The following is a 22,094-nucleotide window of genomic DNA, read 5'->3' as shown; positions in this document are numbered from 1 at the left end:
CTCCTAGTTCGCCAGCTCCGCAGCCCTGCGGGCGGCAGCATCCATGGTTTCTACCTGCTCCAGTTTGGGCAGGTGTGCGTCATTGAGAATCGTGCGTCCAAGCTCCGCATTGTTGCCGTCGAGGCGAACCACAAGCGGCTTGGGTTCAATCCCCTCCGAGTCCAGAATCTTGTAGGCCTGCACGATGCCTTTAGCCACTTCGTCACAGGCGGTAATGCCACCGAAGACGTTGACAAAGACCGATTTCACCTGCGGATCACTAAGAATCACTTCCAGCCCGTTGGCCATCACTTCGGCGTTAGCGCCACCACCGATGTCTAGGAAGTTCGCGGGCTTCGGTTGCGAAGGAAGATCCTCGCCGGCATAGGCCACAACGTCGAGCGTGGACATCACGAGGCCAGCACCATTGCCGATAATCCCCACGGAACCATCGAGCTTCACATAGTTCAGCCCCATCTTCTGTGCCTTGAGCTCCAGCGGATCGGTCGCGCCGTGGTCTTGAAGGTCGCGGTGTTCTGGGTGACGGAACTGCGCGTTATCATCCAACGTGACCTTGCCATCGAGCGCAATGATGTCACCACTCGACGTCTTGACCAGTGGGTTGACCTCCACCAGCGTGGCGTCTTCTTCCGTGTACACCGTGTAGAGCTTCTTGAATACGGGCACCAGCTTGGCGACGTCCCCCTCATCAAACCCCGCCTCATACGCCATGTCCCGCGCCAGCGTGTCCGTCATGCCGTCGAGTGGGGAGAAGCTGCGCTTAATCAGGGCATCTGGGCGCTCTTCGGCGAGCTTTTCAATCTCCACGCCTCCCTCCTTGGAGAGCATGGCTAGGTAGCGCCGCTTGGTGCGGTCGAGGAGGATTGAGAAATAGTATTCCGCGGCGATGTCCGCGCCTTCGGCCACCATGACCTTGCGCACGGTGTGTCCTTTGATCTTCAAGCCTAAGATCTCATTGGCCTTTTCCGCAGCTTCCGCGGGGCTGTGCGCGAGCTTGACTCCCCCGGCCTTGCCGCGTCCGCCAGTCTTAATTTGCGCTTTGACCACGACCACCGGTGTCCCCAACTTCGCGGCTGCTTCTTCAGCCTGCACAGCTGAGGTCGCAACGATGCCTTTGAGTGTGGGAACGCCATGAGCTTCAAAGAGGTCTCGAGCTTGGTACTCGTAGAGATCCACTTCTGCCTCCATCTTTGCAGTGAAAAACTAGTTCTCCACAAGATTCACCAAAACAAAGACGTGATGCAAACCACTTTACAGAAGTTAAAGCGTCGCACTTCACACACTTTGCACGCCGCGCATGTGCGATGAAACGCTGCCCGTTATAGATGTTTAAACCCCCGACAAAGAATTAGCTGATTTAACTTTCGGGGGCACCCTGGGCGGCACCGTCGATAAGCACCGCCCCAGGAGAGCTACTGGTTAGCGTCAGCATTGCCCGCAGACCAGGTGGCCCAATCCATGTTCCAGTCCCCTAGGCCGTCGAGCGGGCTCAGCACACCGCCACCGGTGTTAGAGACCTTGACCAGATCGCCGCGCTTGACCGTGTTTTGGAACCACTGAGCAGCCTCAGTAGTCACATTGATGCAGCCGTGGGACTGGTTGTAACTGCCCATAGCACCGACAGCCCAGGGTGCCGCGTGGACGTAGATTCCGGAGTAGGACATCTGAGTTGCCCACTGGACGTCAGTCCTATAGCCGCCAGCATCAAGAGCTAGGCCGAAGGTGGTGGAATCCATGACCAGGGAGGGGTATTGATCGCCGATGATGTAGGTGCCATTCGGGGTATCCCACTGGCCATCCCTGCCCATCGACACAGGAATGCGGCGCAGCACCTCACCATTCTTGAACACCGACATCATCTTGGTGTTGTTATCAATCAGCGTGATGACGCGGTCGCCGATGGTGAAGTTGGTGGAGGCATCCTCACCGCCGTAGACGCCGCCGCCGAGGTTACGGCCGTACAGGTCAACGTCGACAGTCACCTTCGTGCCCGGCTCCCAATAGTTTTCCGGGCGCCAGCGCACCTCCTGGTTATTCACCCAATAAAAAGCACCTTCGACGGCGGGCTCAGTCTTGACCTTAATCGTCTCTTCGGCCGCCTTGCGGTCAGTGACGTAGTTACCAAAGCGCACGCCGATGACCTGCCCCACGCCCACTTCGGAGTCCGGCAGTGGACTCAAAGCCACCTCGGACACCGCTGCAGCCTGCGGGGTGGTGAACGTGATGGTTTTGTGGGTGCCATCTTTGTCCGTGGCATCAATGGTGTACGTGCGGTTATAGCCCAGCACCTCAGCGCTCTTCCAAGTGGTCGAGTCAGAGGACAACTCATCTTCCACTTCAATACCAGCCTCGTTGGTCATCGTCACCGACTTCAGGCCCGCCGGGGAGCTCACCTCCACCGGTTCGGAGGGGTCAACGTTGCTGGCGCCGTCCTTGACGGAAAACTTCAACTGCTTCGCCTTAGCGGCTGCCGACGCCGACGCCTCTGCCGAAGCACTCGCTTGGACATCTGCCTGCGATTGCTTTTCAGCCGGGCTGGAATCCTCGGCCCCGCCGATGGTGCAGGCGGCCAGAAGGGAAGCCGTCACAACAAGGCTCGAGAGAAGTACTGCGGGACGTGCAGAAGGGAATAGAGAACGCACAGAAACCCCTAGCTCATAGAAAGATTAAAGACAATGACAAGAGTGCACTAAGCCTAACCGCCCGCACCGCCGTCTAACTAGTTAGCGCCACCGCCCTTAACCGTTTCGTTACCAGCCTTCCCCACTCCCGCACTCCGCGCTTTCAAAGAAGAGAAAAGTAGCTGCTACCTAAGGCACCTAAAAACCTTTATTCACCTGGCGATTTTACCTTTTCACAAAGAGGGTGTTAAAGTTACATCTCGTTGCACGGCAGGCGCTGAGGAAATCAGAAGTCACCGGGTAGACACAAGCGCCATTAGCTCAATTGGCAGAGCAACTGACTCTTAATCAGTGGGTTCGGGGTTCGATTCCCTGATGGCGCACAGTTTAACCCCCTTCATCCTAGATGAAGGGGGTTTCCTCGTCCCACAGCCCCGACGGCCGGGTTAAGGGGGTTAGACCCTTAAGCCCCGAAGACCTCCAAGCGCTGCGTCTTGGGCAGCCACCACGCGGCCTGCGCCGCCGTGAATTCCTTGTGCTCAAACGTCGAGATTTCATCGAGTGCCCGCATATAGTCGGGAACGAGCGCTCGGGGCAGGCGCAGCCCCATCGTCAGGTGCGGGGGGTCCATCGCGGCCCGCGGCCTTCCGGGTTCGCGGCGCTTAACTGGCGCGCAGCGATCTCCAACTCGTCCGTGGTTTCCAGAAGCCACGCCACGGTCTGCTTGCTTTTCCTCCCGAATACCACCGTCCCGACGCGATGAAACAGCGCCGGCAGTAGCGGCGGCAACAGCGTGCGGGCCTCGTCGACGACTGCGGTCTCGAGCGCCGGCGCAAACGTTACCGTAATGTGCGGGCGCTGGTGCTGCACCGGAAAGCCACGCTGAGCCAGGGCAGCATAGACTTCCCGGATCGTGTCTTCATCCTCTGGGGTGAGGTACAACAGGAGGTTTTCGGGCGAATTTCGGCTCACACGGCCCGAGTCTAACTAACCTCCCGCAGCGCCACGACGGGTTGCCCGCGGTGGTCCAGCACATCCGTCTCTACGCCGTATACCTCGCGCAAGAGCTCCTCCGTGAGCACCTCTCCCGGCGCACCATGGGCGCGGGCCTTGCCGCCATGGAGCACGACGAGCTGGTCGCACATCCGGGCCGCCAGGTTGATGTCATGAATCGCCACCAACGCGAGGCTTCCTTCCTCCCGAGCTTTTGCCCGCACGCGGCCCAAGACGAAGAGCTGCCGGTTGAGGTCGAGAGCGGAGGTGGGTTCGTCGAGAAGCATGAGCCCAGGGGTCCCCACCAGCATCTGCGCCACGGCGACGAGCTGGCGTTGGCCGCCGGAGAGCTCGTTGAGGTAGCGCTGCGCAATGTCGTCGAGCCCCATGGAGTGCAGGACCTCGGCGGTGCGGGTGATTGGGTCCTCGCACGCTTCGCGCCGCGCCGCAATCAGCACCGCTTCAAACGCGCGCAGCGCCGCGGTGTGCGGCAGGCCCTGCGGCACATAGCCGATAAGCTGGCGGCGCCGCTGTCCGCGCGGGCTCTGGCCATCGACGCGAAAGTCCACCGTGCCGCCCCGCGCGCGGTGCACGCCGGCGAGCGACTTAATGGTGGTGGTCTTGCCTGACGCGTTCGGCCCCAGCAGTCCCACGACCTGCCCGCCGCGCAGGGTGGGAAGGCTCAGCCCGTCTACCACCGTGCGCGAACCATAACCGGCGGTCAGATCGGAGATGGTGAGATCTACGTCCACAATGCCCTCCTCCGGGTCATGACGATGGCGATGAAGAATGGCACGCCCAGAAGCGAGGTGACGATGCCGATGGGGATGGCCAGTCCGGGCTTAATCAGGAGGCTTAGCGCGTGGGCGGCGCACATCACCGCTGCGCCCGCGGCCATGGAGGCCGGCACGAAGTAACGCTGGTCCTCCCCCACCAACATGCGCGCGATGTGCGGGCCCACCAGGCCGATAAAACCGATGATGCCGGCGAAAGCCACGGTGGTGGCCGCGACGAGCGAGACCACAACGAGAACAATCACGCGTAGGCGGGAGGTGTTGATACCGAGGGCGGTGGCGCGGGCATCGCCGAGCCGCAGCGCCGTCAGCCTCCACGACAGCGCTCCCAGGATGGGCAACGCCACCGCAAGCACGCCGGCCAGCACGGCGTTGGCCTGCCAGCTAGCGCGGGTGAGCGAACCCATGGACCAGAAAACGATCTGTTGTAGAGCCTCGCTGGAAGAGCGGTATTGAATGAGCGCCAGCATGGCCTGAAAGAAGAAGACGAGGCCGATGCCGAGCAGCACCATCGTCTCGGACTTCGCACCGCGAATAACGGCGGCGACGACGATGATGGCCGTGGCCAGCGCCGCCGACAACCACGCGATGAGCGCGAGGTTGAACTGCGGCTGGGCCAGAAGCTGCCAGCGCAACACGATGGCGCTGGCTCCGCCGAAGGCAGCCGCCGCGGAGATGCCGAGGGTAAAGGGCTCTGCCAGCGGATTATCCAGGATGGTCTGCATCTGCGCGCCAGCCAGCGACAGGCTGGCGCCGATAAGCAGCGCCATGACTGCCATAGGCAGGCGCAGGCTCCACAGGACTGTACGCGTTTGCTTGTCGACGCCTCCCGGATCCACCATCCCCCGCAGCACCTGGCCCGAGGTGAGGTCGATGGCGCCAACGATCACGCTAAGAACGAATGCGGCGAGCGCTACGCCGATAAGCCCGGCGACGATGGCGATGCGGCGGCGGGTCACTCGGGAGTGTTCGCGTGCGAGGGCCTCCACGGGAAGCACCGCGGTTTCTGCGCGCGTGGTCCGTTCAGGGCTTGCCGAGCGCGCGGTTGAGGTGAGAATGCTCATGACTAGTTGGTGCTGAAGAAGGTTCCGTCGCCGGGGACGGGCGAGTATTTCTCTTGGGCTTCGGCCCATTCTTGCTGAACGTCGACGTCTGCGTAGTCCTCTGGGTGGAGCCACGCGGCGATCTGGAGGAGTGCCAGGTAGTTGAAGGGCGAGTTGTAGAACTGGTGCCACAGGCCGTGGAGGTTGTGCTCCTTGACGGCGGAGAGGTCCTCAAAACCAGGTTGGACGCCGGCCAGCGAAGCGGCGCTGTCGTGGGCGTCCTTATCGCTGATGCCATAGCCGGCGGCAGCGAAGCCGGTGTGCCCCTTTGCGCTATCTACCTTGGCGGACCAGTCGCCGCCGGTGGCGATGATCATGTCGGGATTGGCGTCGATGACCTTCTCCGGGGTCAGCGCGCCGGACTCACCCTCGATGATGCCGTCTGCCACGTTCTTTCCGCCGGCGACGTTGACCAGCTCAGAAATGTTGGAGTCATTCCACGAGCCGCAACAGTCGGAGACACCCGCTGCGCGCCACACGAAGGTGGAGGGCTTGTCCTGCGCTTTCGTGGCGCGCTCGGTCACCAGGTCCACGTTCTTTTGCCAGTCCGCGATGAACTCCTCCGCGCGGTCCTCGTGGCCGAAGATATCGGCGAAGATTTCCATGGTGGGGACGGTGTTCTCCAAGGGCTTGGCGCGGAAGTCCGTGACGGCATAGGTCAGGCCGGCCTGGTCCAGCTTGTCGGTGAGCCCGGCGGTCTGGGAGGCCTCGTACTGATCCTTGGAGAGCACGATGAGGTCCGGGTCGAGGCTGATCAGTTCCTCCACGGTCACGTCACCCTTGGTGAAGCCGCCGATTTCCGGCAGCTCGTTGACCTTGGGCGCGGTCTTTTCCAGCTCGCGGTAGTAGTCGGGCACATTCTGCTTCAGGTCCGATCCGATGGCCACGACCTTGTCCAGCGGGTCTTCCTTGTTGAGGATGCCGGTGGCAAAGACGCTGCGGCCTTCTCCCAGGATGACGCGTTCCGGCGCGTGGTCCAGCTCCACCTGGCGGCCGGCAAGGTCTGTGAAACTCACAGCGGCAGTCCCCTGCGCTCCCGTGGCCTGCTCGCTGCCGGCATCGGCATTGTCGGAGGCACAGCCCGCCAGCACGCTGGCCAGCGCCGCCACCATGGCGCACGCCCCTACTACTCGCCCGACGCGCGGACGGGATGCCTGGCCTGCAGGCGTCGATACGTGAAGCACGATTTCTCCTTCAAACTTTGGTCTTATGGTCTGTTCGGAGGTTCATACTACACAGAGAGGTAAGGCTACCCAAAGTTCCTATAGGGTAGGCAATGCTTCCAGTAACGCATACGGAGCACAAAAATGCCCCACCCCGGGGTATTTCCCAAGGCAGGGCCTCTAGGTATGCAGTCGCGCCCAACGGCGCTAACCGGCTCTAGCGACGCTCAGCGAGCAGGCGCTGCAGCTCCTTGATATCGGACTTGCGGCGCTTGGAGCGGAAGACGGAAAAAGCGATGAGGCCTACGACGGCCGCACCAACGCCGGCGAGCGCCATCTGCACATTGCGCTCCTGCAGCTTCTGGGTGGCCGCCCCCTTCGCGTCCTCAACGAAGTTCTGCGGCTTGCTGCGATCAGCGAGCTCATCCAAGGTGCTAGCCAGCTGACGGCGGGTGCGCTCGATGTCGCGCTGGATATCATCAATGTTGCGTGCCACGTGAATCTCCTGAATTTTGACTTCGTTCGGTGTTGTTGTGGTTAGTGTCTTTCTAACCGTTGTGGTTCTAACGTCGACATTCTACATTGACCACCAGCTCCCCTGCAGAGTTGGCCATGCTCTTTCTCACCCATGCTGCCCCGAGCAGACTTAGATTCGCGAAAGAGCCCCGTGGTCGAGCACGGTAAGGTAGACAGCATGACTGAAGCACAACGACTATCCGTAGGAGACAAGGCTCCCGCTTTTTCCTTGAGCGATGATGCCGGCAACACCGTAAGTCTGAGTGACTATGCTGGCCAGCGCGTCGTGGTTTATTTCTACCCGCGCGCCAACACCCCTGGCTGCACGAAGGAGGCCTGTGACTTCCGCGATAGCTTGGAGCAGCTCAACGGCATGAACATCGCCGTGGTAGGCATCTCCCCCGATAAGCCCGAGGCCTTGGCGAAATTCCGCGAGGACCACGAGCTGAACTTCCCGCTGCTGTCTGACCCCGACAAGGAGGTCATGACGGCTTATGCTGCTTTCGGCGAGAAGAAAAACTACGGCAAGGTAGTCCAAGGCGTTATCCGCTCCACGTTCCTCATCGAGGAAGACGGCACCATTGGTCAAGCCATGTACAACGTCAAGGCCACCGGCCACGTTGCCCGCGTGCTCAAGGGGCTCAACTAAACCGTGGAATCTAGCTCGAAGTCACCGGAGATTCTGGTCCCGAGGCGTCGCCCAGCGCAGGCGCGTAGCCGGGCCAAGTATGACCGGGTTTTGTCCTGCGCGCGGGAAGCGCTCGTGGACTATGGCTTCGAGTCTTTTACTTTCGACGAAGTCTCGCGCCGCGCGGAAGTGCCGATTGGCACGCTCTACCAGTACTTTGCTAATAAGTACGTGTTGATTTGTGAGCTTGACCGCCAAGACACCGCGGAGATGCTGGCGGAGGTTGAGCGCTTTTCCCAGCGCGTTCCTGCCCTGCAGTGGCCGGATTTTCTCGAAGAATTCATCGACCGCATGGCTCGTGTTTGGCGCAACGACCCCTCGCGCCGCGCGGTGTGGCATGCCGTGCAGTCCACACCCGCGACCCGCGCCACGGCTGCCGACACGGAGCTCAGCCTGCTCAAACCCATCGCAGAAATCATCGAGCCGCTTGCCCAAGGCTTGGACGCTCACGCCCGCGTGGAAATTGCGGCCTTCCTCGTCCACACCGTGGTCTCGCTGCTCAACTACAGCACCATGCGCTCCGAGGAAAGCTTTGACGGCGTGGTGGAAGAGATTAAGCGCATGCTCATCGCCTACCTCTTCGCCATTGCCACGAGCGCCTAGCCACACCCAGCGAAGCCAGGTGCGCCCAGGCGCGTTTAGCGCGAAAGGTACACAAGGGCGGTGGCGTAGTCACCATCGTGGCTAATGGACAGCGCCGTGGAAAACTCCCCCAGGGATTCCCGCGTGAGGCGGGCAATCTCACCACGCAACTCGAGTGCTACGCGCCCCCATGCATCCGGGCGGACCTCAATCTCCGCCCAGTCCACGGCTTCCTCTGCCATAACCGGCGGGTGCCCGTAAAGCGCTTGCGACCACGCCTTGATGAAGGCCTCCTTGGCCGCCCAGCGCCCCGCCAGGTGCTGCGCGCGGGCAGCACCGCTCAGCCCCCGGGCCTGCGCCACGCGCAATTCGGAAGCGCTAAAGACCCGCGCGAAGCGCGTGCCGGGAAGCTCCAGCTGCTGGGCAAAGGACGGGGTATGCACTAGGTCGGTGCCCACGCTCACGCCGCTTTTTGTCATGCAAGCCAGCTTAGTTGCGCCAACCGTGGTCTAACGCGCCAGCTCCTGCTTGAGCTCCTCCAGCTCGTCACCGCCGGCCATCCACTGGGTCAGCTCCGGCAACGTGACCTCCTCCTTGGAGGCGTCCAGCGACATCTGCCCCACCGTGAGCACGATGAAGTGATCGCCCACGAGGTAGGCGTGCTGCGGGTTGTGCGTAATGAACACCACGCCCATGCCGCGTTCGCGGGCGGCATCGATAAAGCGCAGCACCATGCCTGATTGCTTCACACCGAGCGCGGCGGTCGGCTCGTCCAAGATGATGTAGCGCGCGCCGAAGTAGATGGCGCGAGCAATGGCGACTACTTGGCGCTGGCCGCCGGAGAGGGCCGAGAGTTCCACGGAGACGTCGCCAAGCTCAATGCCCATCTCGGACAGCTGCTCGTGCGTAATCCGCTTCATCTCTTCCTCACGCAAGCTCCCCAGCGCCCCAGTGAGCTCTTGGCCCAGGAAGAAGTTGCGCCACACCGACAACGAGGGCACCAGCGCCAAGTCCTGGTACACGGTGGCAATACCCGCGTCGAGGGAATCGCGGGGGCTGGCGAAGTTCACCTCTTCCCCATCGACGGTGATGGTGCCGCCGGTGGGCTGGTTGAGGCCGGCGAGGATCTTGATCAGCGTGGACTTGCCCGCGCCGTTATCACCCAGCACGCAGGTCACCGCGCCCTCTTTCACAGAGAGGTTGATGCCGCGCAGGGCGTGGAAGTTGCCGAAGGTTTGGGAAATATCGTGCAGCTCAATCATGGTTATCGCTTCCTCGTAAAGTTGGCCACCGAGGTGTTCGTCAGCACGGCAAAGAGCAGCATGGCGCCGAGGAAGAACTTGAACCAGTCGGGGTTCCAGCCGGCGTACACGATGCCCTGGTTGGTCATGCCGAAGATGAGCGCGCCGATGGCTGTGCCCACTGCGGTGCCGCGCCCGCCGGTCATGGAACAGCCGCCAATAACCGCGGCGATGATGTAGAGGAACTCGTTGCCAATGCCCTGGCCGGCCTGGATGGAGTCGAAGGCAAAGAGGGTGTGCATGCCCACGAACCACGCCGCGAAGCCGACGAGCATGAACAGCGCCACCTTGACGCGGCGCACGGGAACGCCGACGGCGCGGGCGGCTTCATCGTCGCCACCAACGGCGAAAATCCAATTTCCCCAGCGCGTTTTGTACAGCACCCACGAGGCGATGGCGACGAAGAGGATCCACCAGATGACGGTGGCGCGGATGCTCAAGCCACCGATGTGGATGGTGCCGGCAAAAATGACGCGGGCGGAGCCGAAGCCTTCCATGTCCGAGATAGTCGGGGTCGCTACCTGGCCGGTCACCAGCTTGGTGATCGCCAGGTTGAGGCCCTGCAGCATGAGGAAAGCCGCCAGCGTAATAAGGAAGGAATCGATCTTGGTGCGCACCACAAGGAAGCCGTTGAGCGCGCCGATGGCCAGGGCGGTCAACAAGGAAAGGCCCACGCCCACCCACGAGTTGAGGTGGAAGTTGTAGTTGAGCATGGTGGCCACGAGCGCCGCGGACGTCACCGCCACGCCGGAGGACAGATCAAACTCGTTACCAATCATGAGCAGGCCCACCGCCAAGGCCACGATGCCCAGCGTGGAGCTGGCATAAAGCACCGTAGAGAAGGCCTCCACCGAGCGGAAGGCGGGCGCCACGATCATGAAGAGGACGAAGATGACCACCGCGCCGAGCAGGCTGGCCAGCTCCGGGCGGCGGATGAGCCGCGCGAAGCCGCTGCGGCGGGTCAGGCGCGTATCGGCGGGGCTAGATAGCGCCTCGTCTGATGCACTAGCGGTTTCGCTCATCGCAAACCTTCCTTAGCGGATTCGGAGATGATGTCCACGTTGGTGGAGTCCACGAAGGAGGGGCCGGTGTACACGGGGCGACCGCCGCCCATGGTGGAGCCATTACGGTGTGCCAACCACAGCGAGTCGACGGCGAGGTAGCCCTGCATATAGGGCTGCTGATCGACGGCCCACTCGATGCGCTTATCCGCGATGGCGTCGACAAGCTCAGCGTTGGTGTCGAAGGTGGAGACCTTGGCCTTGGAGGAGGCGTCGGCAACCGCGTCGGTGGAGCGCATGGCTACAGAGGCCTGCAGCGCCATCACCCAATCGATGGAGGGATCCTGACTCAGCTTCGCGTTAATGGTGGACTGCGCGGAGGTCAGATCCTTGCCGTTAACGTAGAGGATCTCCACCTTTCCGTTGTCCAGGCCTTCTTTCACGCCGGCGCAGCGCGACTCCTGGGAAGAGTTGCCCTGCTCGTGGATGACGCACAGAACGTGCTTGGCACCATCCTCCTTGAGGCGCTCGCCGGCCTTGGTACCGGCCACCTTTTCCTCCTGGCCGAAAAAGGCGCTCATGCCATACTTCTGGTAATCATCCATGCCGGCGTTAAGGCCAACGGTGGGGATGCCGGCGTCCGCGGCCTTCTTGGTCACAGGCCCAATCGCCCCAGAGTTAGGCATGGTCACGGCGATGCCGTCCACGCCGGAGTCGATGGCGGATTGCACCAGGTTGGCCTGGTTGGGGGCTTCCGGGTCGGAGGAGTAGCGCAGCTCGATATTGTCCTTGCGGGCGGCGTCCTCCGCACCCTTGCGCACGAGATCCCAGTACGTGTCTCCCGGCGCGCCGTGGGAAATCATGGCGACGACTAGGCGCTCGGTGTCGACGCCACCGGCTAGCTCGCCGTCGGCTTCGGGGCGGGGCGCGCCGCCAGTGGCCGAACATGCGGTGAGCACGGCGGCGGCAGCGACCGCGATGAGGCCTAGAAGAGGTTTCTTAGCTTTTTTCACCCTTGCATGGTGCCCCAGATGTCGGGACTTCTCCAACCCGTCTGACCTGCTTCTTTATCGTTCCAGAGGGTGCACGCTGGGGATACTCTAGCGTCTGCTACCCCCGTTGCGTTGTGTTTCCTCCCTCCGGATCAAGCATGCCGTCACGCAGCCGCGCGGAGTCGCTCAGCAGCACCGCGGCCTCTCGTTCGCTCACCTCGGTGGCTGGGACCGAACCGAGGTTGCGGTTCACCGGCCGCTCGTACAAGGCGGGCCCGCCGCGCATGGCCTTTTCCAGGCGCCGCAAGCCGCGCCACTCCCGCTCGGCGGCGGCTGAGCGCCATGCTTCGGCCTCGGCCTCACCCCGCTCACGAACCAGCGCGGCATAAAACGCACCGGGGTGTACAAGCGCGATGAGGGCGGAGACATGCCCGAAGCCCAGGGAGGTCACCAAGCCGGCCTTCGGCGGGGTGCGGCGCAGGTCCAACGGTTGGCGCAGCCACACCAGGTGCGGGTTGCGGCGCAGCACGGGGTCGACGCAGTCGAGCGAACGGTTCGGCGGGAGAACCCCGCTACGCAGCACCTGAGTCAGGCCGACGAGTTGGAAGGCTGCGGCACCGCCCTTGGCGTGTCCGGTAAGGCTCTTCTGCGAAACCACATACAGCGGGTTGCCGGGGCTGCGGCCGAGTGCGGCGGCGATGCGCTCGTGCAGGTCAGATTCGTTGGGGTCGTTGGCGTTGGTGGACGTATCGTGCTTCGACACCACCGCAATATCGTCCGCGCCCACGCCGAGGGCCTTCAGCGAGCGGGCCAGGCGGGAGTCCTGCCCACCCCGCGCCGCCGAGAGCGCGCCCATGCCCGGCGCGGGGATGGAGGTGTGCGCGCCATCGGCAAAGGACTCGGCAAAGCCCACCACGCCAAGCACCGGCAACCCCATCTCGGCCGCGAAGGATCCACGGGCGAGCAGGATGGTTCCGCCGCCTTCGGACTCCACGAAGCCGCCGCGGCGGCGGTCGTTAGCGCGGGAAAAGAAGCGATGCTCAATCCCCTTCGCCGCCATCTCCGCGCTATCGGCCGTGGCCGCCATGTCACCGAACCCGGTGATTCCTTCAATCGACAGGGCGTCGATGCCGCCGGCCACGACGAAGTCCGCCTTGTGCAGGCGCAGCTTGTCGACGCCCTCCTCCACCGACACCGCCGCCGTGGCACAGGCGGCCACCGGGTGCACCATCTGGCCATAGCCGCCGACATAGGACTGCATGACGTGCGCGGCAATGACGTTGGGCAGCGCTTCCTGCAGAATGTCATTGGGGCGCGGCTGGCCCAACAGCTTATCGACGTACAGCGAGCGCAACGCCTCCTGGCCCGCCATGCCGGTTCCCTGGGTGGAGCTCACGCGCGCCGGGTGGACATGGGCCAAGAGCTCGGCCGGGTTGAAGCCTGCTGAAAGGAAGGCATCCACGGTGCACACGAGGTTCCACAGGGCGAGGCGGTCGAGGTTATCCACCATGTCCGCCGGGATGCCGTAGACCTGCGGATCAAAGCCCTCCGGTATCTGGCCGCCCACGAAGCGGGTCATTGCTACGCGCCGCGGAACCCGCACCGCGGAACCGGCGGGCCGGGTGACCTGCCATTCAACCTCGCCAGTCTGATCAGTGACGCAACGCAGCGTGGCGCCCTCGCAGCTATCGACGAAACTGCGCGCTGTCTCTTCGTCCTGCACGGTGAAGCTCAGCGGCTTCTCCAGATAGATGGTGGTCAGCTCGGGCGCGAGGTTATCCACCATGGGCAGATGCGGGCCGAAGTCATCGTGGAAGCGGCGCACACCAATTCCGGCGAGCACCTCGTCGTGGAAGCGCGCGTAGACGTCTTCCTCCGCTAACTCTTCGCCTTCGGCCGTCAGCCATCCGGCCGTGCGCTCATCCCACCTGATGAGTCCGCGGCTCCACGCCAGCTCCAGTACTCCGGCGGCGGACAGGTCGCCGCCGACCTCCGACTCATAGCGTGTGCGCGCAGAGCCCAGTGGGCCCAGCTCGCCGGCCCCGACGATGACCACCATGTCCTCGAGGGACTGCGTCACCCCGTTGAAGTCTGGGCTGGTGTACTCCATAGGCCTCAGCACGTTCGGCAGAGCCTTTACCGTTCGCGGTGCTTTCCCTTCGCGCAAACTACCGGCTGCGCTCGATGCGTCGGCAGTCTCGGGCTGCGCCCCACTGGCAAGTGCGGCAAGGTCCAGCTCAGCCTCGGCCAGCCCGCCCGTGAGGTCCACGCTCAGCGGCGCCTGTGCTGCTTCGGCGCGGATGTGGGGGGAGGCAGTGGCGTCGAGAAGCTGCACCGCCATCTCCTTCGCCGAGAATGTTCGCACGCCGCGGTCCTCCACCTGAGTAACCAGCGGATCGTTGCCACTCATCAGGCCGGTGCCGCGCACCCACCCGATCTGGGCATGCACCAAAGAGGTCCGCGCACCCCAACTGGATTGCTCGGAAGACCAGCGGTTAACCAGGGCGTCAAGGGCCGCCTTGGCCTCGCCGTAGGCGCCGTCGCCGCCGAAGCGCCCGCGGTTGGGCGAGCCCGGAAGCACCACGTGCAGCCGGTGGCCCACGTGGGTGTCCGCGCCCACGGCGGAGAGCGACGCAATGAGCTTCTCCACCGACCACAGCAGCAGGCGCATCTGGGACTCCGCCCCTGCCCCGGCATCCGCAAGAGTGCCTGCCACACGCGGCGCGGCGAAGGGGAAGAGCAGATCCGGCACGTAAGCAGGCTTGAGCTGCACAGACTTTCCGCCGACGGTGGCGGTGCGCTCCGCCGCAATCCATTCCGCGAGCGCATCCACGTCCGCGAAGGAATTAAGGTTCGCAGGCACGACCCACAGCGCTGCCGCGCCGACGGCATGGCTGCGATAGAGCTGCTTATAGAACTCCAGGCGCTCGTGGCTTAGCTGGGAGGTCGTCGCAATCACGGTTGCGCCCTCCGCGAGCAGCTCGCCGATGAGCTCGGCGGCAATCGAGCCCGGCGAGCCACCCGTCACCACGGCCACCTGGTCAGCGAAGAGCAATCCATCCGCCGGGGTGCGGGCATCGCGGGCCAGGTCTTCGTAGCCGAAGTGCTCGGCCAGGAGCGCAACCTCCTCGCCGGCTCCCAGCACGTCCAGCTCAGGCTCGGCTTCACCGGCGGCGGCCGCGCGGGCGAGGTCCTCGCGGGCGCTGGCCCAGCGGTCGTCGAGAAGCACTGCCTTGCGCGCATCAAAAGCGGGGGCAACGCGCTGCCGCCAGTCCGGGCCCAGCTCCGCTGCAACGAGTTGCTCCAGCTCCGTGTGCGCGGCGCTGTCCCCCTGCTCAGTCGGGATCTCCTCACTGCCAAGGGCAGCGAGTGCCGCGCGGGCGGAGTCCTCCAGCGCCGATTCAAGGCGCTCGGTATAAGCGCGCACCGCTTCAGGGTCCACGGACTCGGTCGGCGTTGCCGCTACGGCCTTCTGCAGCTTGAGTTCTTCGCGCTCGCCGGCCGCGCGCACGGCGGCGTCGATCAGTTCATCGAGCTCAGCCACCGAGGCCACGGCGGTCATGGGCAAGCTGGCCAAATCCCCGCCGCGCAGCGAGGAGCCTTCGCGCGTGCCCAAGACCAGCTGTGCAATAGCGCGATCGACCCAGCCCGGGCCCAATCCCCAGGTATTGCTCACGCGCTCGGCCACGTAGCTCGGCTTCTTGCCCGCGGGCCCGGTAAGCCGGTTGAGAGCCTGCGCGACCTGCTCTCTGAGGACCTCCCCAAACGTTGTGTAGCCCGGCGCGCGCTGCGCCACGCTCTCCGCCAGCTGTGGGATGGGGGTATCCGCAGCATTCTCGATGGCGCTGATACCGAACTCCACGCCGAGGTCAACGAGCAACTGGTTGCGGCGCGAGGACACGCCTTCCACGAGGGTTTCGATGGAATCAGTCGCGGCCATCTGATCGGGGCGGACCTTCGTCCACAACGCAATAAGCATCTCGAGGGCCTGGTGCACGCTCAGAGGGAGGTCCTCGATGGCGGCTGAGGTCTCCTCGCGCGGGGCGTGCACGGAATCTTCCTGGTGTGTGCTCTCGGTTGGCTGCCTCGACTCAGATTCTGCCGGTTCCGCTTCCGTGGTATCCGGCTGCCCAGCCACCTGCGCTGCTGGCCCGGGCGCCGGCTCGGCGTCTTCGGCAAAGACCCGCCCACGGTCGCGCTCGTAGTTGAGCACCTCGATGCCTGCGCTGCCCGCGTACTGGGGCAGCCGCAAGGTTTGGCCCAGCATGTTGGTCAGCGTGGGCGCGGTGCCAACGCCAACCTCGATGAAACGCTCCACGCCGAGCTGACCAAGGAGCAGGTCCTGGGTCTCAATCCAGCGCACCGGGGAGGCAAACTGCCAGGCCAAAAGCTCGATGAGCAGGGTTCGACCAAGACGCGCCGGGCTCGCCATGGCACCATCGAAGTCCGCCAGGATCTCCGCAATAGGCTCCGAGTCCACCACTTCTGCGATGGACTCCACGAACTCGCGGCTCAGCGCGAAGGGCCGCGCCACGAGGTTAGGAATATAGCGCCCCACCAGCGCGTCGAGGTTAATCTCTTCAGGGATGAGCGCATCGAGGTGCGCGCGGAAATCTGCCACACCGCCCACTAAACGGGAGGAGTGGAAGGGCACGTCAATCCCCGGGATGGGGATAACGGCGCGCTGCCCAGGGGCGCGGCGCTCGGCGTCATGAGCCAACGCCTCCAGTCCCGCCTTCGTCCCGGCCACTGCGTATTGGCGCCCGGCGATATTGTGGTTGACCACCTCAAGGAACTCGCCGGTCTCTGCGGCCACACGGGCGACGTGGGCGAAGGCCTCGCCCGCGCTCATCCCCATCTTGTGCGGGCGCAGCGCCGCCAAACCATAGAGCGACTGGCCTACGGAATCGCGCTCGACCAAACGGTGCATGGTCAGCCCGCGGACATAAACGATGTCCAGGACCGCCTCCAAGGACAGGACCCCGGCATAAGCGGCCAGGGCGTTGTACTCGCCCACCGAGTGGCCAGCGAAGAAGGCGCCGCTCTCGAGAACCCCGGCTTCCTTGAGCGCTGCAATCTGTGCGCATCCGAGCGTCGCCATGGCCACCTGCGTGAACTGCGTCAGATACAGCACGCCGTCCGGGTGGGTGAAGGTCTCACCAGCCACCACCACTGTGTCAGGGTTGTGGCGGACGATCTCCAGGATGGAAAAGCGCAAGCTCTGCCGCGTGTGCTCGTCCGCCCGCTCCCACACGGCGCGCGCCGCTGCGGATTCTGCATAGTCCTTCATCCCCATCCCCGGGGATTGGATGCCCTGGCCGGGGAAGGCATAGAAGGTAGTGGGGCTGCTCATCGTCGCTCGCGCCTGAAGCACCGGCACGCCCTGGCTGGTGGCGGTCACGCTGCGGACCTCACCGTAGCCGCACCGCTTGTCGACGCCCACCCGTTCCACCTCGAACTCCACCTCACTGCCCGGAAGCACTGGTGCAAGCCAGGTAGCGGACCACTCGAGGACGCGGGCACCGTCGAAAGCCGCGGCCGCCTGTGCCAGCGCCGAGGTCCACATGCCGTGGACGATGGGGCCTTCACGATGTCCCGCCAATGCCGCCGCGTTCGATGACAGGTGGATGGGGTTCCTATCCCCCGTGACCACGGCGAAAGGGCGCAAGGATTCCGGTGCCACAGCGCTAGTGCGGTGGCGGAAGGAGCGCGGTGTCTCACGGACCGATGACTCTACTGTCTCTGCCCCGCTTTCTTGTGCACCATAAGTTGCGGCGTCCACGGTCTCGAGCGCGGCGTCACCGCGGCGCCCGGTGATGAAGAAGCGCTCGTGCAACTGCGCGAATTCATGTTCTTCTCCGCGCACGGCTGCAGTCACGCCGACAGAAACGTCGACAACGCGCCCTGACGGCGTATCGCGTACCTCCTCCAGCTCGGCGGTGTAGCGCAGGTCCAAAGGCTCGGAGCCCGGCGCGGCGCTGGCGCGAAGCAGCTCCCAGGTGTCTGGCTTGAGGCTCATCGAGTGTTCGAGGTGGACGAGGTCGAGGAAGCCCTCCACCACCGGCTCCGCGGACTCTGTGCGTGCACTGGCCAGGACTGCGAAGAGTGCCGGCCAAGCGGGACCGACGAGGACATCGGGCGAGACAGTCGCGCTCATCTCCCCGCTGGTCACCGCGCTGTAGTGGGCAATGTCGGTGGCGCTGAGGTGAGCGCTGATCGTCGCGGTCCCGGAGCTAACGTCCGGAAGATCACCGCCGAGGGCCTGGCGCAGCAGCTCCCGCATGGCGGTCTCGGCATCCTCGACCTTAACGAGTGGTGAGGCACCAGGAATGCTCGGCGGAGTGATGCGAACACGCATCGACGCATCGGAGTGGAAAGGAACGGCCAACCACATGGCTTCCTCGCCCGCGGCTTCCAGCTCGGCGCCCTCAAGGCCAAAGCTCAGCGGGTTGGGCTGTTCGCGCCCGGCCCAATTCAGCCCCGGGGCGCGGCGGATGAGCTCTTCAGTGCTGAAAGCGGGCTCGCCAGTGTCATCGTCAGTCCCGTCGAGAAGCGCAAGCGCCGCCTGCTCAAATCGGGCAAGCACCTGCGCCACCGGCTCGTTGGCCTGCTCGATTCCCTCAACGGCCGCCGTGCCAGGGATGATGCAGACCTCATCGGCCTCGTAGTGCTCATCGTGTGCCTGCCACAAGGTGTCGCGGCGCCAGCGGCGGCGTACGTCAGCATCGATGACCGGCACAAAGTTTGCGGGTTTGCCGGGACCATCCACGAGCTGAATGAACCACGCGGCGTCGGTCGGGTGCAGCGCGGCCTCACCGTAGAGTCCGGTTAGCTGATTAATTGCCTCAGCCGGGTTCTCGCGGTCAACCTCAACGCGCAGCTCGATCTCGCCGTGATCGGTCGGGTAAAGGCGGGCTTCGGCGCGAGCCACCATGCGGGTAAACCGACTCAACCAGGATTCATCGACCCAGCCGTCCAGGTAGGACAGCTCAAGGTAGCGCTGCAGCCACTCGGAATAGGACATCGCATCGAGGTCGCCGAAATAAGGCTTGCACGTGCGCCCGATGGCTTCAATGATTTCCGCACGGCGCGCCTCCACGGCCGCGGCGTCACCGGCCACTTCATCCAGAAGGCGCCCGGCGCGGGCGAAAGAGTTGTCCAGTTCATGGATGTCCGCGCCCAGGTCCGAGCGGCCCGACACAACGTCCCCGCTGTGCGCGGCAACGAGCGCCTGCTTTACTGACTCGGATGCGGTGGATTCCTTCGCCGCCATGGCGGCGGTGCCCACCATGATGGCATCGACTGGGGCTGCGGGCAGGCCGAAGCGTTGCGCCCACGTACCCAGCAGGTACTCCGCGCCACGCGCCGGGGTGCCGATTCCCCCGCCAACGGCGAGGAGGACATTGTCGCGCTCACGGATCCGCGCGTAGGTAGCAACAAGGACCTCATCGAGGCCTTCTAGGGAATGGTGGCCACCGGCCGCGCTACCTTCCAGCTGCATGATGACGGTGGTCTCGGGGAGAGCATCGGCGATACGGAGTACCTCCTCCACCTGCGCCGAAGTTCCCGGCTTGAAAGCGACCCAGGGGATGTTTGCCCCGTGGAGCTTTTCCACCAGCTCCACTGCCTCCTCCACAGGAGGAATGCCAGCGGAAATCACCACGCCGTTGATGGGTGCTCCTCCTGCGCGTGCTCGCAGAATTGAGTTCGGCCCCTCGATCTGGCGGCGCCACTGGAAAGCCGCAAGGTACAGCGCATTGAACTGGGCATTAACCCCGGGCTGCAGGAGTCGGCGCAGGATGTGCAGGTTCTCCTTAAAGATGACATCGGTGTGCTGTCCCCCGCCGGCCAGCTCCGCCCAGTGCCCAGCATTAGCGGCCGCGGCGACGATGGCCGGATCAACCGTGGTGGGGGTCATCCCGGGGAGCATGACCGGTGAGTAACCGGTGGCCTGCGTAAAGGCAGTCGCCAGACGCCCGTCTGCCACGCGCGGTGCCCACTCGGACCACGCGCGGGGCAGAACGGGTGCGCGGCCTGGCTCCACGAGCTGGGCCAGCCCTTCCGGTGCAGCGACGGCCAGCGTGCCCACTCCGCGCCCGGCAACGAGATCCCGAGTCAGCGGCTCCACCCCGCGGGCGGGCCCGATTTCCAAAATCCAACGCGCCCCGGCCTGAAGCGCTGTGTCAATGCGCTCGGGCCAGTCCACGTAGTCCGTGAGCACTGCGCGCGCGAGCTGCGCGGTGATTTCTGGGTCCAAGCCGATTCGCCCGGCCCAGCTTTCCACCTGTTCCACCGCGTGCTTCATGGTGGGATGGTGGAACGCGGCTGAAACCTCAAGGTCGGTGACAACGACGGCGGCTGGCTCCCCTTCCCGATCTTCCTTGAGGTCCGAGCTCTCTTGCAGCGCGGCCTTCACCCGGGAAAGTTCAGCCGGGGTTCCGACGATGACGAAGCGCCCCCGCCCATTGTCGAGCCCAATGTGTGCTCCGGCGTCGAGTAGTTGCTGCTTCGTCGCGCCGGTCACCGCCGCCATGGGCGCGCCCTGCGGGGTGCGGACCAGCCCAGCACTGCGTGCGGTTGTCTCCAGAGCCGCGCCGATGAGGCGTGCCAGCGCCAGAGCCTCGGCTGGGCTCATGCGTCCCTCAACGACCGCCGCGGCAAGCACGCCCTGGGAATGGCCAATGCTGGTGACGGCATCCTCGAGTTCTATTCCCTGCGCACGCAGTGATTCGAGGACCGCTAGCTGCGCGGTGAGGATGCCGGGGGTGGAAAGCGAGGCGTCGGCAAGCGCGTGCACCCACGCCGGTTCCGAATCTGCCCAGGTCAAAGGCGCAAACCCGTGCGGAGCGGCAGACAGAAGCTCCTCTTCCAGCGGGGCAAGGATTTCCTCAGCCGCGGCGAGGTACTCCGCAATCTTGGGTTGGACGCCGGTGACGAGGGCGTCGCGCAACGTCGGCAGCCAGGCATAACCCTGTCCAGAGAAAGAGAGCGCGAAAGGCTCGGAGCCCAAACGCGCGGACAAAGGCACAGAGACGTGGAAATCAGACACCTACGCTACTCCCCCAAAGTGCGAGCGACGAGCTGCGCGGCCTCATCGAGGGAAGACTGGGTCTTCGACTCAGACGCATCAGAAAAGACCTGGCAGGCGTGGTCCGGGACAACCTCGGCCGAGCGCTTCAAACCGCGTTCAGCGAGGTACTCGTCAAAGAACATATCGATACTCATACCGTGTGCCGATTCTACCCACTAGGATCAATACGTCATGGCCACTCGTACCCCGTTCTTCATCGCCGCGCTGCTCAACGCCGCGGTAGCAGTACTAGTGGCCATCGGCCTTATCCTCCCCGCCCCAACCGAACCTACGCCCGAGCGGCCCAAGGCCACTGAGACAGCGGCACCCACGCAGGAAAGCCCAGCAGAAGAACAAGCCGAAGAGGCCACACCCGCGCCAAGCATTGCGCCGGACATCGCCGAAGCGCTCGCCACCCTAGATTCCCTGGAGGTCAAAGGCCGCGCTCCCATGACCGGCTATGAGCGTGAGGAATTCGGCCAGGCTTGGTCCGATGACGTCACGGTGGAGTTCGGCCACAACGGCTGCGATACCCGCAATGACATCCTCCGCAGGGACCTGGATCCGGAGAGCCTCGTTCTCAAGGAAGGTACCCACGACTGCGTGGCGCTCGCCGGCACCTTGCACGATCCCTATTCGGGCCAGGACATTGAGTTCCAGCGCGGGGCGCAGACATCACGTGCGGTACAGATTGATCACGTTGTGCCGCTTGCCGACGCCTGGCAGAAAGGCGCCCAGCAATGGTCACCAGAAAAGCGCCGCGACTTTGCTAATGATCCCCGCAACCTCCTTGCCGTCGATGGCCCTCTCAACCAGCAGAAAGGCGCTGGTGATGCCGCCACGTGGCTGCCTCCCAACAAGGGATTTCGTTGCGAGTATGCACGCCGCATCGTCGAGGTAAAAGCCGCCTATGAAGTTTGGGTCACGGCAGCGGAGAAGGATGCGCTCCGTCAGCTACTGAATGCTTGCTGAAGATTTTTACCCCCTTTAGGTGCCCCGATCCCCTTCCCGGCACCCCCGAATTTATGCGCATAATATTCACTCGCGCCTAAACGGCCGTGCATAGTTTTCTGCTTCGTGAACCCTGGGGTGCACTGCGCCAACATTCCTCCCAGCCGGGAATTTCTATAGACCTATTAATATGTAATTGATGCAACCTGAACTCACATAAGGGTCACCCCCTCAGGAATCTAAAACGATAAATCTTTCCCTCCCACCTCACAATTCTTTTAATATGTGACACAGCGCCTAGCCTGAGGTCTAGGTCACA

General features: G+C 63.9%; 15 protein-coding genes, 1 tRNA gene and 1 pseudogene. 4 read left to right on the top strand and 13 right to left on the bottom strand.

Going from position 1 to position 22,094, the window contains the following annotated elements:
- Nucleotides 1-3 precede the first annotated feature (3 nt).
- Nucleotides 4-1,176 carry an ADP-forming succinate--CoA ligase subunit beta gene (gene sucC, locus HMPREF2978_RS08495; RefSeq protein ID WP_210383612.1) on the bottom strand — a complete coding sequence of 391 codons (1,173 nt, stop codon included), beginning with the start codon at nt 1,174-1,176 and terminating at the stop codon, nt 4-6.
- Between the two features lie 236 nt (nt 1,177-1,412).
- Nucleotides 1,413-2,642 (bottom strand): L,D-transpeptidase, encoded by a 1,230-nt coding sequence (locus tag HMPREF2978_RS08490; RefSeq protein WP_070525347.1) that lies wholly within the window; start codon nt 2,640-2,642, stop codon nt 1,413-1,415.
- 289 nt (nt 2,643-2,931) lie between these two features.
- Here HMPREF2978_RS08490 and HMPREF2978_RS08485 point away from each other — a divergent pair.
- Nucleotides 2,932-3,004: transfer RNA gene (locus tag HMPREF2978_RS08485), tRNA-Lys, on the top strand.
- An 80-nt stretch (nt 3,005-3,084) separates the two neighbouring features.
- On the opposite strand, the pseudogene HMPREF2978_RS08480 reads toward HMPREF2978_RS08485, so the two are convergent.
- The 5 genes and pseudogenes from HMPREF2978_RS08480 to HMPREF2978_RS08460 form a co-directional block, all read right to left on the bottom strand.
- Nucleotides 3,085-3,593 (bottom strand): annotated as a pseudogene (locus tag HMPREF2978_RS08480) (2'-5' RNA ligase).
- 11 nt (nt 3,594-3,604) lie between these two features.
- Nucleotides 3,605-4,366, bottom strand: coding sequence for an ABC transporter ATP-binding protein (locus HMPREF2978_RS08475; protein ID WP_070745001.1), 762 nt, complete (start codon nt 4,364-4,366; stop codon nt 3,605-3,607).
- A complete protein-coding gene (locus tag HMPREF2978_RS08470) occupies nt 4,357-5,472 on the bottom strand; it encodes a FecCD family ABC transporter permease (protein WP_246818749.1) in 1,116 nt (371 codons plus the stop codon). Before HMPREF2978_RS08470 ends, HMPREF2978_RS08475 begins: the two co-directional genes overlap by 10 nt.
- Nucleotides 5,473-5,474: 2 nt before the next feature.
- On the bottom strand, nt 5,475-6,623 hold the full coding sequence (locus tag HMPREF2978_RS08465) for an ABC transporter substrate-binding protein (RefSeq protein ID WP_070744999.1): 1,149 nt from the start codon (nt 6,621-6,623) through the stop codon (nt 5,475-5,477).
- Between the two features lie 268 nt (nt 6,624-6,891).
- Nucleotides 6,892-7,170 carry a DUF3618 domain-containing protein gene (locus HMPREF2978_RS08460; protein WP_010191207.1) on the bottom strand — a complete coding sequence of 93 codons (279 nt, stop codon included), beginning with the start codon at nt 7,168-7,170 and terminating at the stop codon, nt 6,892-6,894.
- A gap of 198 nt (nt 7,171-7,368) precedes the next feature.
- Between HMPREF2978_RS08460 and bcp the strand changes: the two genes are divergently transcribed.
- Both bcp and HMPREF2978_RS08450 read left to right on the top strand, forming a co-directional pair.
- Nucleotides 7,369-7,839: a thioredoxin-dependent thiol peroxidase gene (bcp, locus tag HMPREF2978_RS08455; RefSeq protein WP_070745015.1), complete on the top strand. Its 471-nt coding sequence runs from the start codon at nt 7,369-7,371 to the stop codon at nt 7,837-7,839.
- Nucleotides 7,840-7,842: 3 nt separating this feature from the next.
- On the top strand, nt 7,843-8,481 hold the full coding sequence (locus HMPREF2978_RS08450; protein ID WP_070744998.1) for a TetR family transcriptional regulator: 639 nt from the start codon (nt 7,843-7,845) through the stop codon (nt 8,479-8,481).
- Nucleotides 8,482-8,516: 35 nt separating this feature from the next.
- Here HMPREF2978_RS08450 and HMPREF2978_RS08445 read toward each other — a convergent pair whose 3' ends face one another.
- From HMPREF2978_RS08445 to HMPREF2978_RS13250, 6 genes are all read right to left on the bottom strand, one after another.
- Nucleotides 8,517-8,939 (bottom strand): holo-ACP synthase AcpS, encoded by a 423-nt coding sequence (locus HMPREF2978_RS08445; protein WP_070744996.1) that lies wholly within the window; start codon nt 8,937-8,939, stop codon nt 8,517-8,519.
- 30 nt (nt 8,940-8,969) lie between these two features.
- On the bottom strand, nt 8,970-9,722 hold the full coding sequence (locus tag HMPREF2978_RS08440) for an ATP-binding cassette domain-containing protein (RefSeq protein ID WP_070744994.1): 753 nt from the start codon (nt 9,720-9,722) through the stop codon (nt 8,970-8,972).
- A gap of 2 nt (nt 9,723-9,724) precedes the next feature.
- Nucleotides 9,725-10,783 carry an ABC transporter permease gene (locus tag HMPREF2978_RS08435; protein WP_070744992.1) on the bottom strand — a complete coding sequence of 353 codons (1,059 nt, stop codon included), beginning with the start codon at nt 10,781-10,783 and terminating at the stop codon, nt 9,725-9,727.
- Complete coding sequence (locus HMPREF2978_RS08430) at nt 10,780-11,775, bottom strand: substrate-binding domain-containing protein (RefSeq protein WP_010191221.1); 996 nt, start codon at nt 11,773-11,775, stop codon at nt 10,780-10,782. The genes HMPREF2978_RS08435 and HMPREF2978_RS08430 overlap by 4 nt, the downstream gene beginning before the upstream one ends.
- Before the next feature lie 97 nt (nt 11,776-11,872).
- Complete coding sequence (locus tag HMPREF2978_RS08425; RefSeq protein WP_070744991.1) at nt 11,873-20,803, bottom strand: type I polyketide synthase; 8,931 nt, start codon at nt 20,801-20,803, stop codon at nt 11,873-11,875.
- A 5-nt stretch (nt 20,804-20,808) separates the two neighbouring features.
- Nucleotides 20,809-20,979 (bottom strand): hypothetical protein, encoded by a 171-nt coding sequence (locus HMPREF2978_RS13250; RefSeq protein ID WP_157753289.1) that lies wholly within the window; start codon nt 20,977-20,979, stop codon nt 20,809-20,811.
- A 37-nt stretch (nt 20,980-21,016) separates the two neighbouring features.
- Here HMPREF2978_RS13250 and HMPREF2978_RS08420 point away from each other — a divergent pair, with 37 nt between their 5' ends.
- Complete coding sequence (locus HMPREF2978_RS08420) at nt 21,017-21,796, top strand: HNH endonuclease family protein (protein ID WP_070525331.1); 780 nt, start codon at nt 21,017-21,019, stop codon at nt 21,794-21,796.
- The last annotated feature ends 298 nt before the right edge of the window (nt 21,797-22,094 follow it).

The organism is Corynebacterium sp. HMSC074C01 (assembly GCF_001814605.1).
Taxonomy (GTDB): Bacteria; Actinomycetota; Actinomycetes; order Mycobacteriales; family Mycobacteriaceae; genus Corynebacterium.
Note: the sequence above shows the minus strand (reverse complement) of the source record. Positions and strands in the feature narration are given on the sequence as shown.

Coding starts and splice junctions, on each gene's coding strand:
- bcp (WP_070745015.1), top strand. CDS start 7,369: ATGACTGAAGCACAACGACTATCCGTAGGAGACAAGGCTCCCGCTTTT.
- HMPREF2978_RS08465 (WP_070744999.1), bottom strand. CDS start 6,623: ATGGTGGCGGCGCTGGCCAGCGTGCTGGCGGGCTGTGCCTCCGACAAT.
- HMPREF2978_RS08420 (WP_070525331.1), top strand. CDS start 21,017: ATGGCCACTCGTACCCCGTTCTTCATCGCCGCGCTGCTCAACGCCGCG.
- HMPREF2978_RS08440 (WP_070744994.1), bottom strand. CDS start 9,722: ATGATTGAGCTGCACGATATTTCCCAAACCTTCGGCAACTTCCACGCC.
- HMPREF2978_RS08435 (WP_070744992.1), bottom strand. CDS start 10,783: ATGAGCGAAACCGCTAGTGCATCAGACGAGGCGCTATCTAGCCCCGCC.
- HMPREF2978_RS08470 (WP_246818749.1), bottom strand. CDS start 5,472: ATGAGCATTCTCACCTCAACCGCGCGCTCGGCAAGCCCTGAACGGACC.
- HMPREF2978_RS13250 (WP_157753289.1), bottom strand. CDS start 20,979: ATGAGTATCGATATGTTCTTTGACGAGTACCTCGCTGAACGCGGTTTG.
- HMPREF2978_RS08445 (WP_070744996.1), bottom strand. CDS start 8,939: ATGACAAAAAGCGGCGTGAGCGTGGGCACCGACCTAGTGCATACCCCG.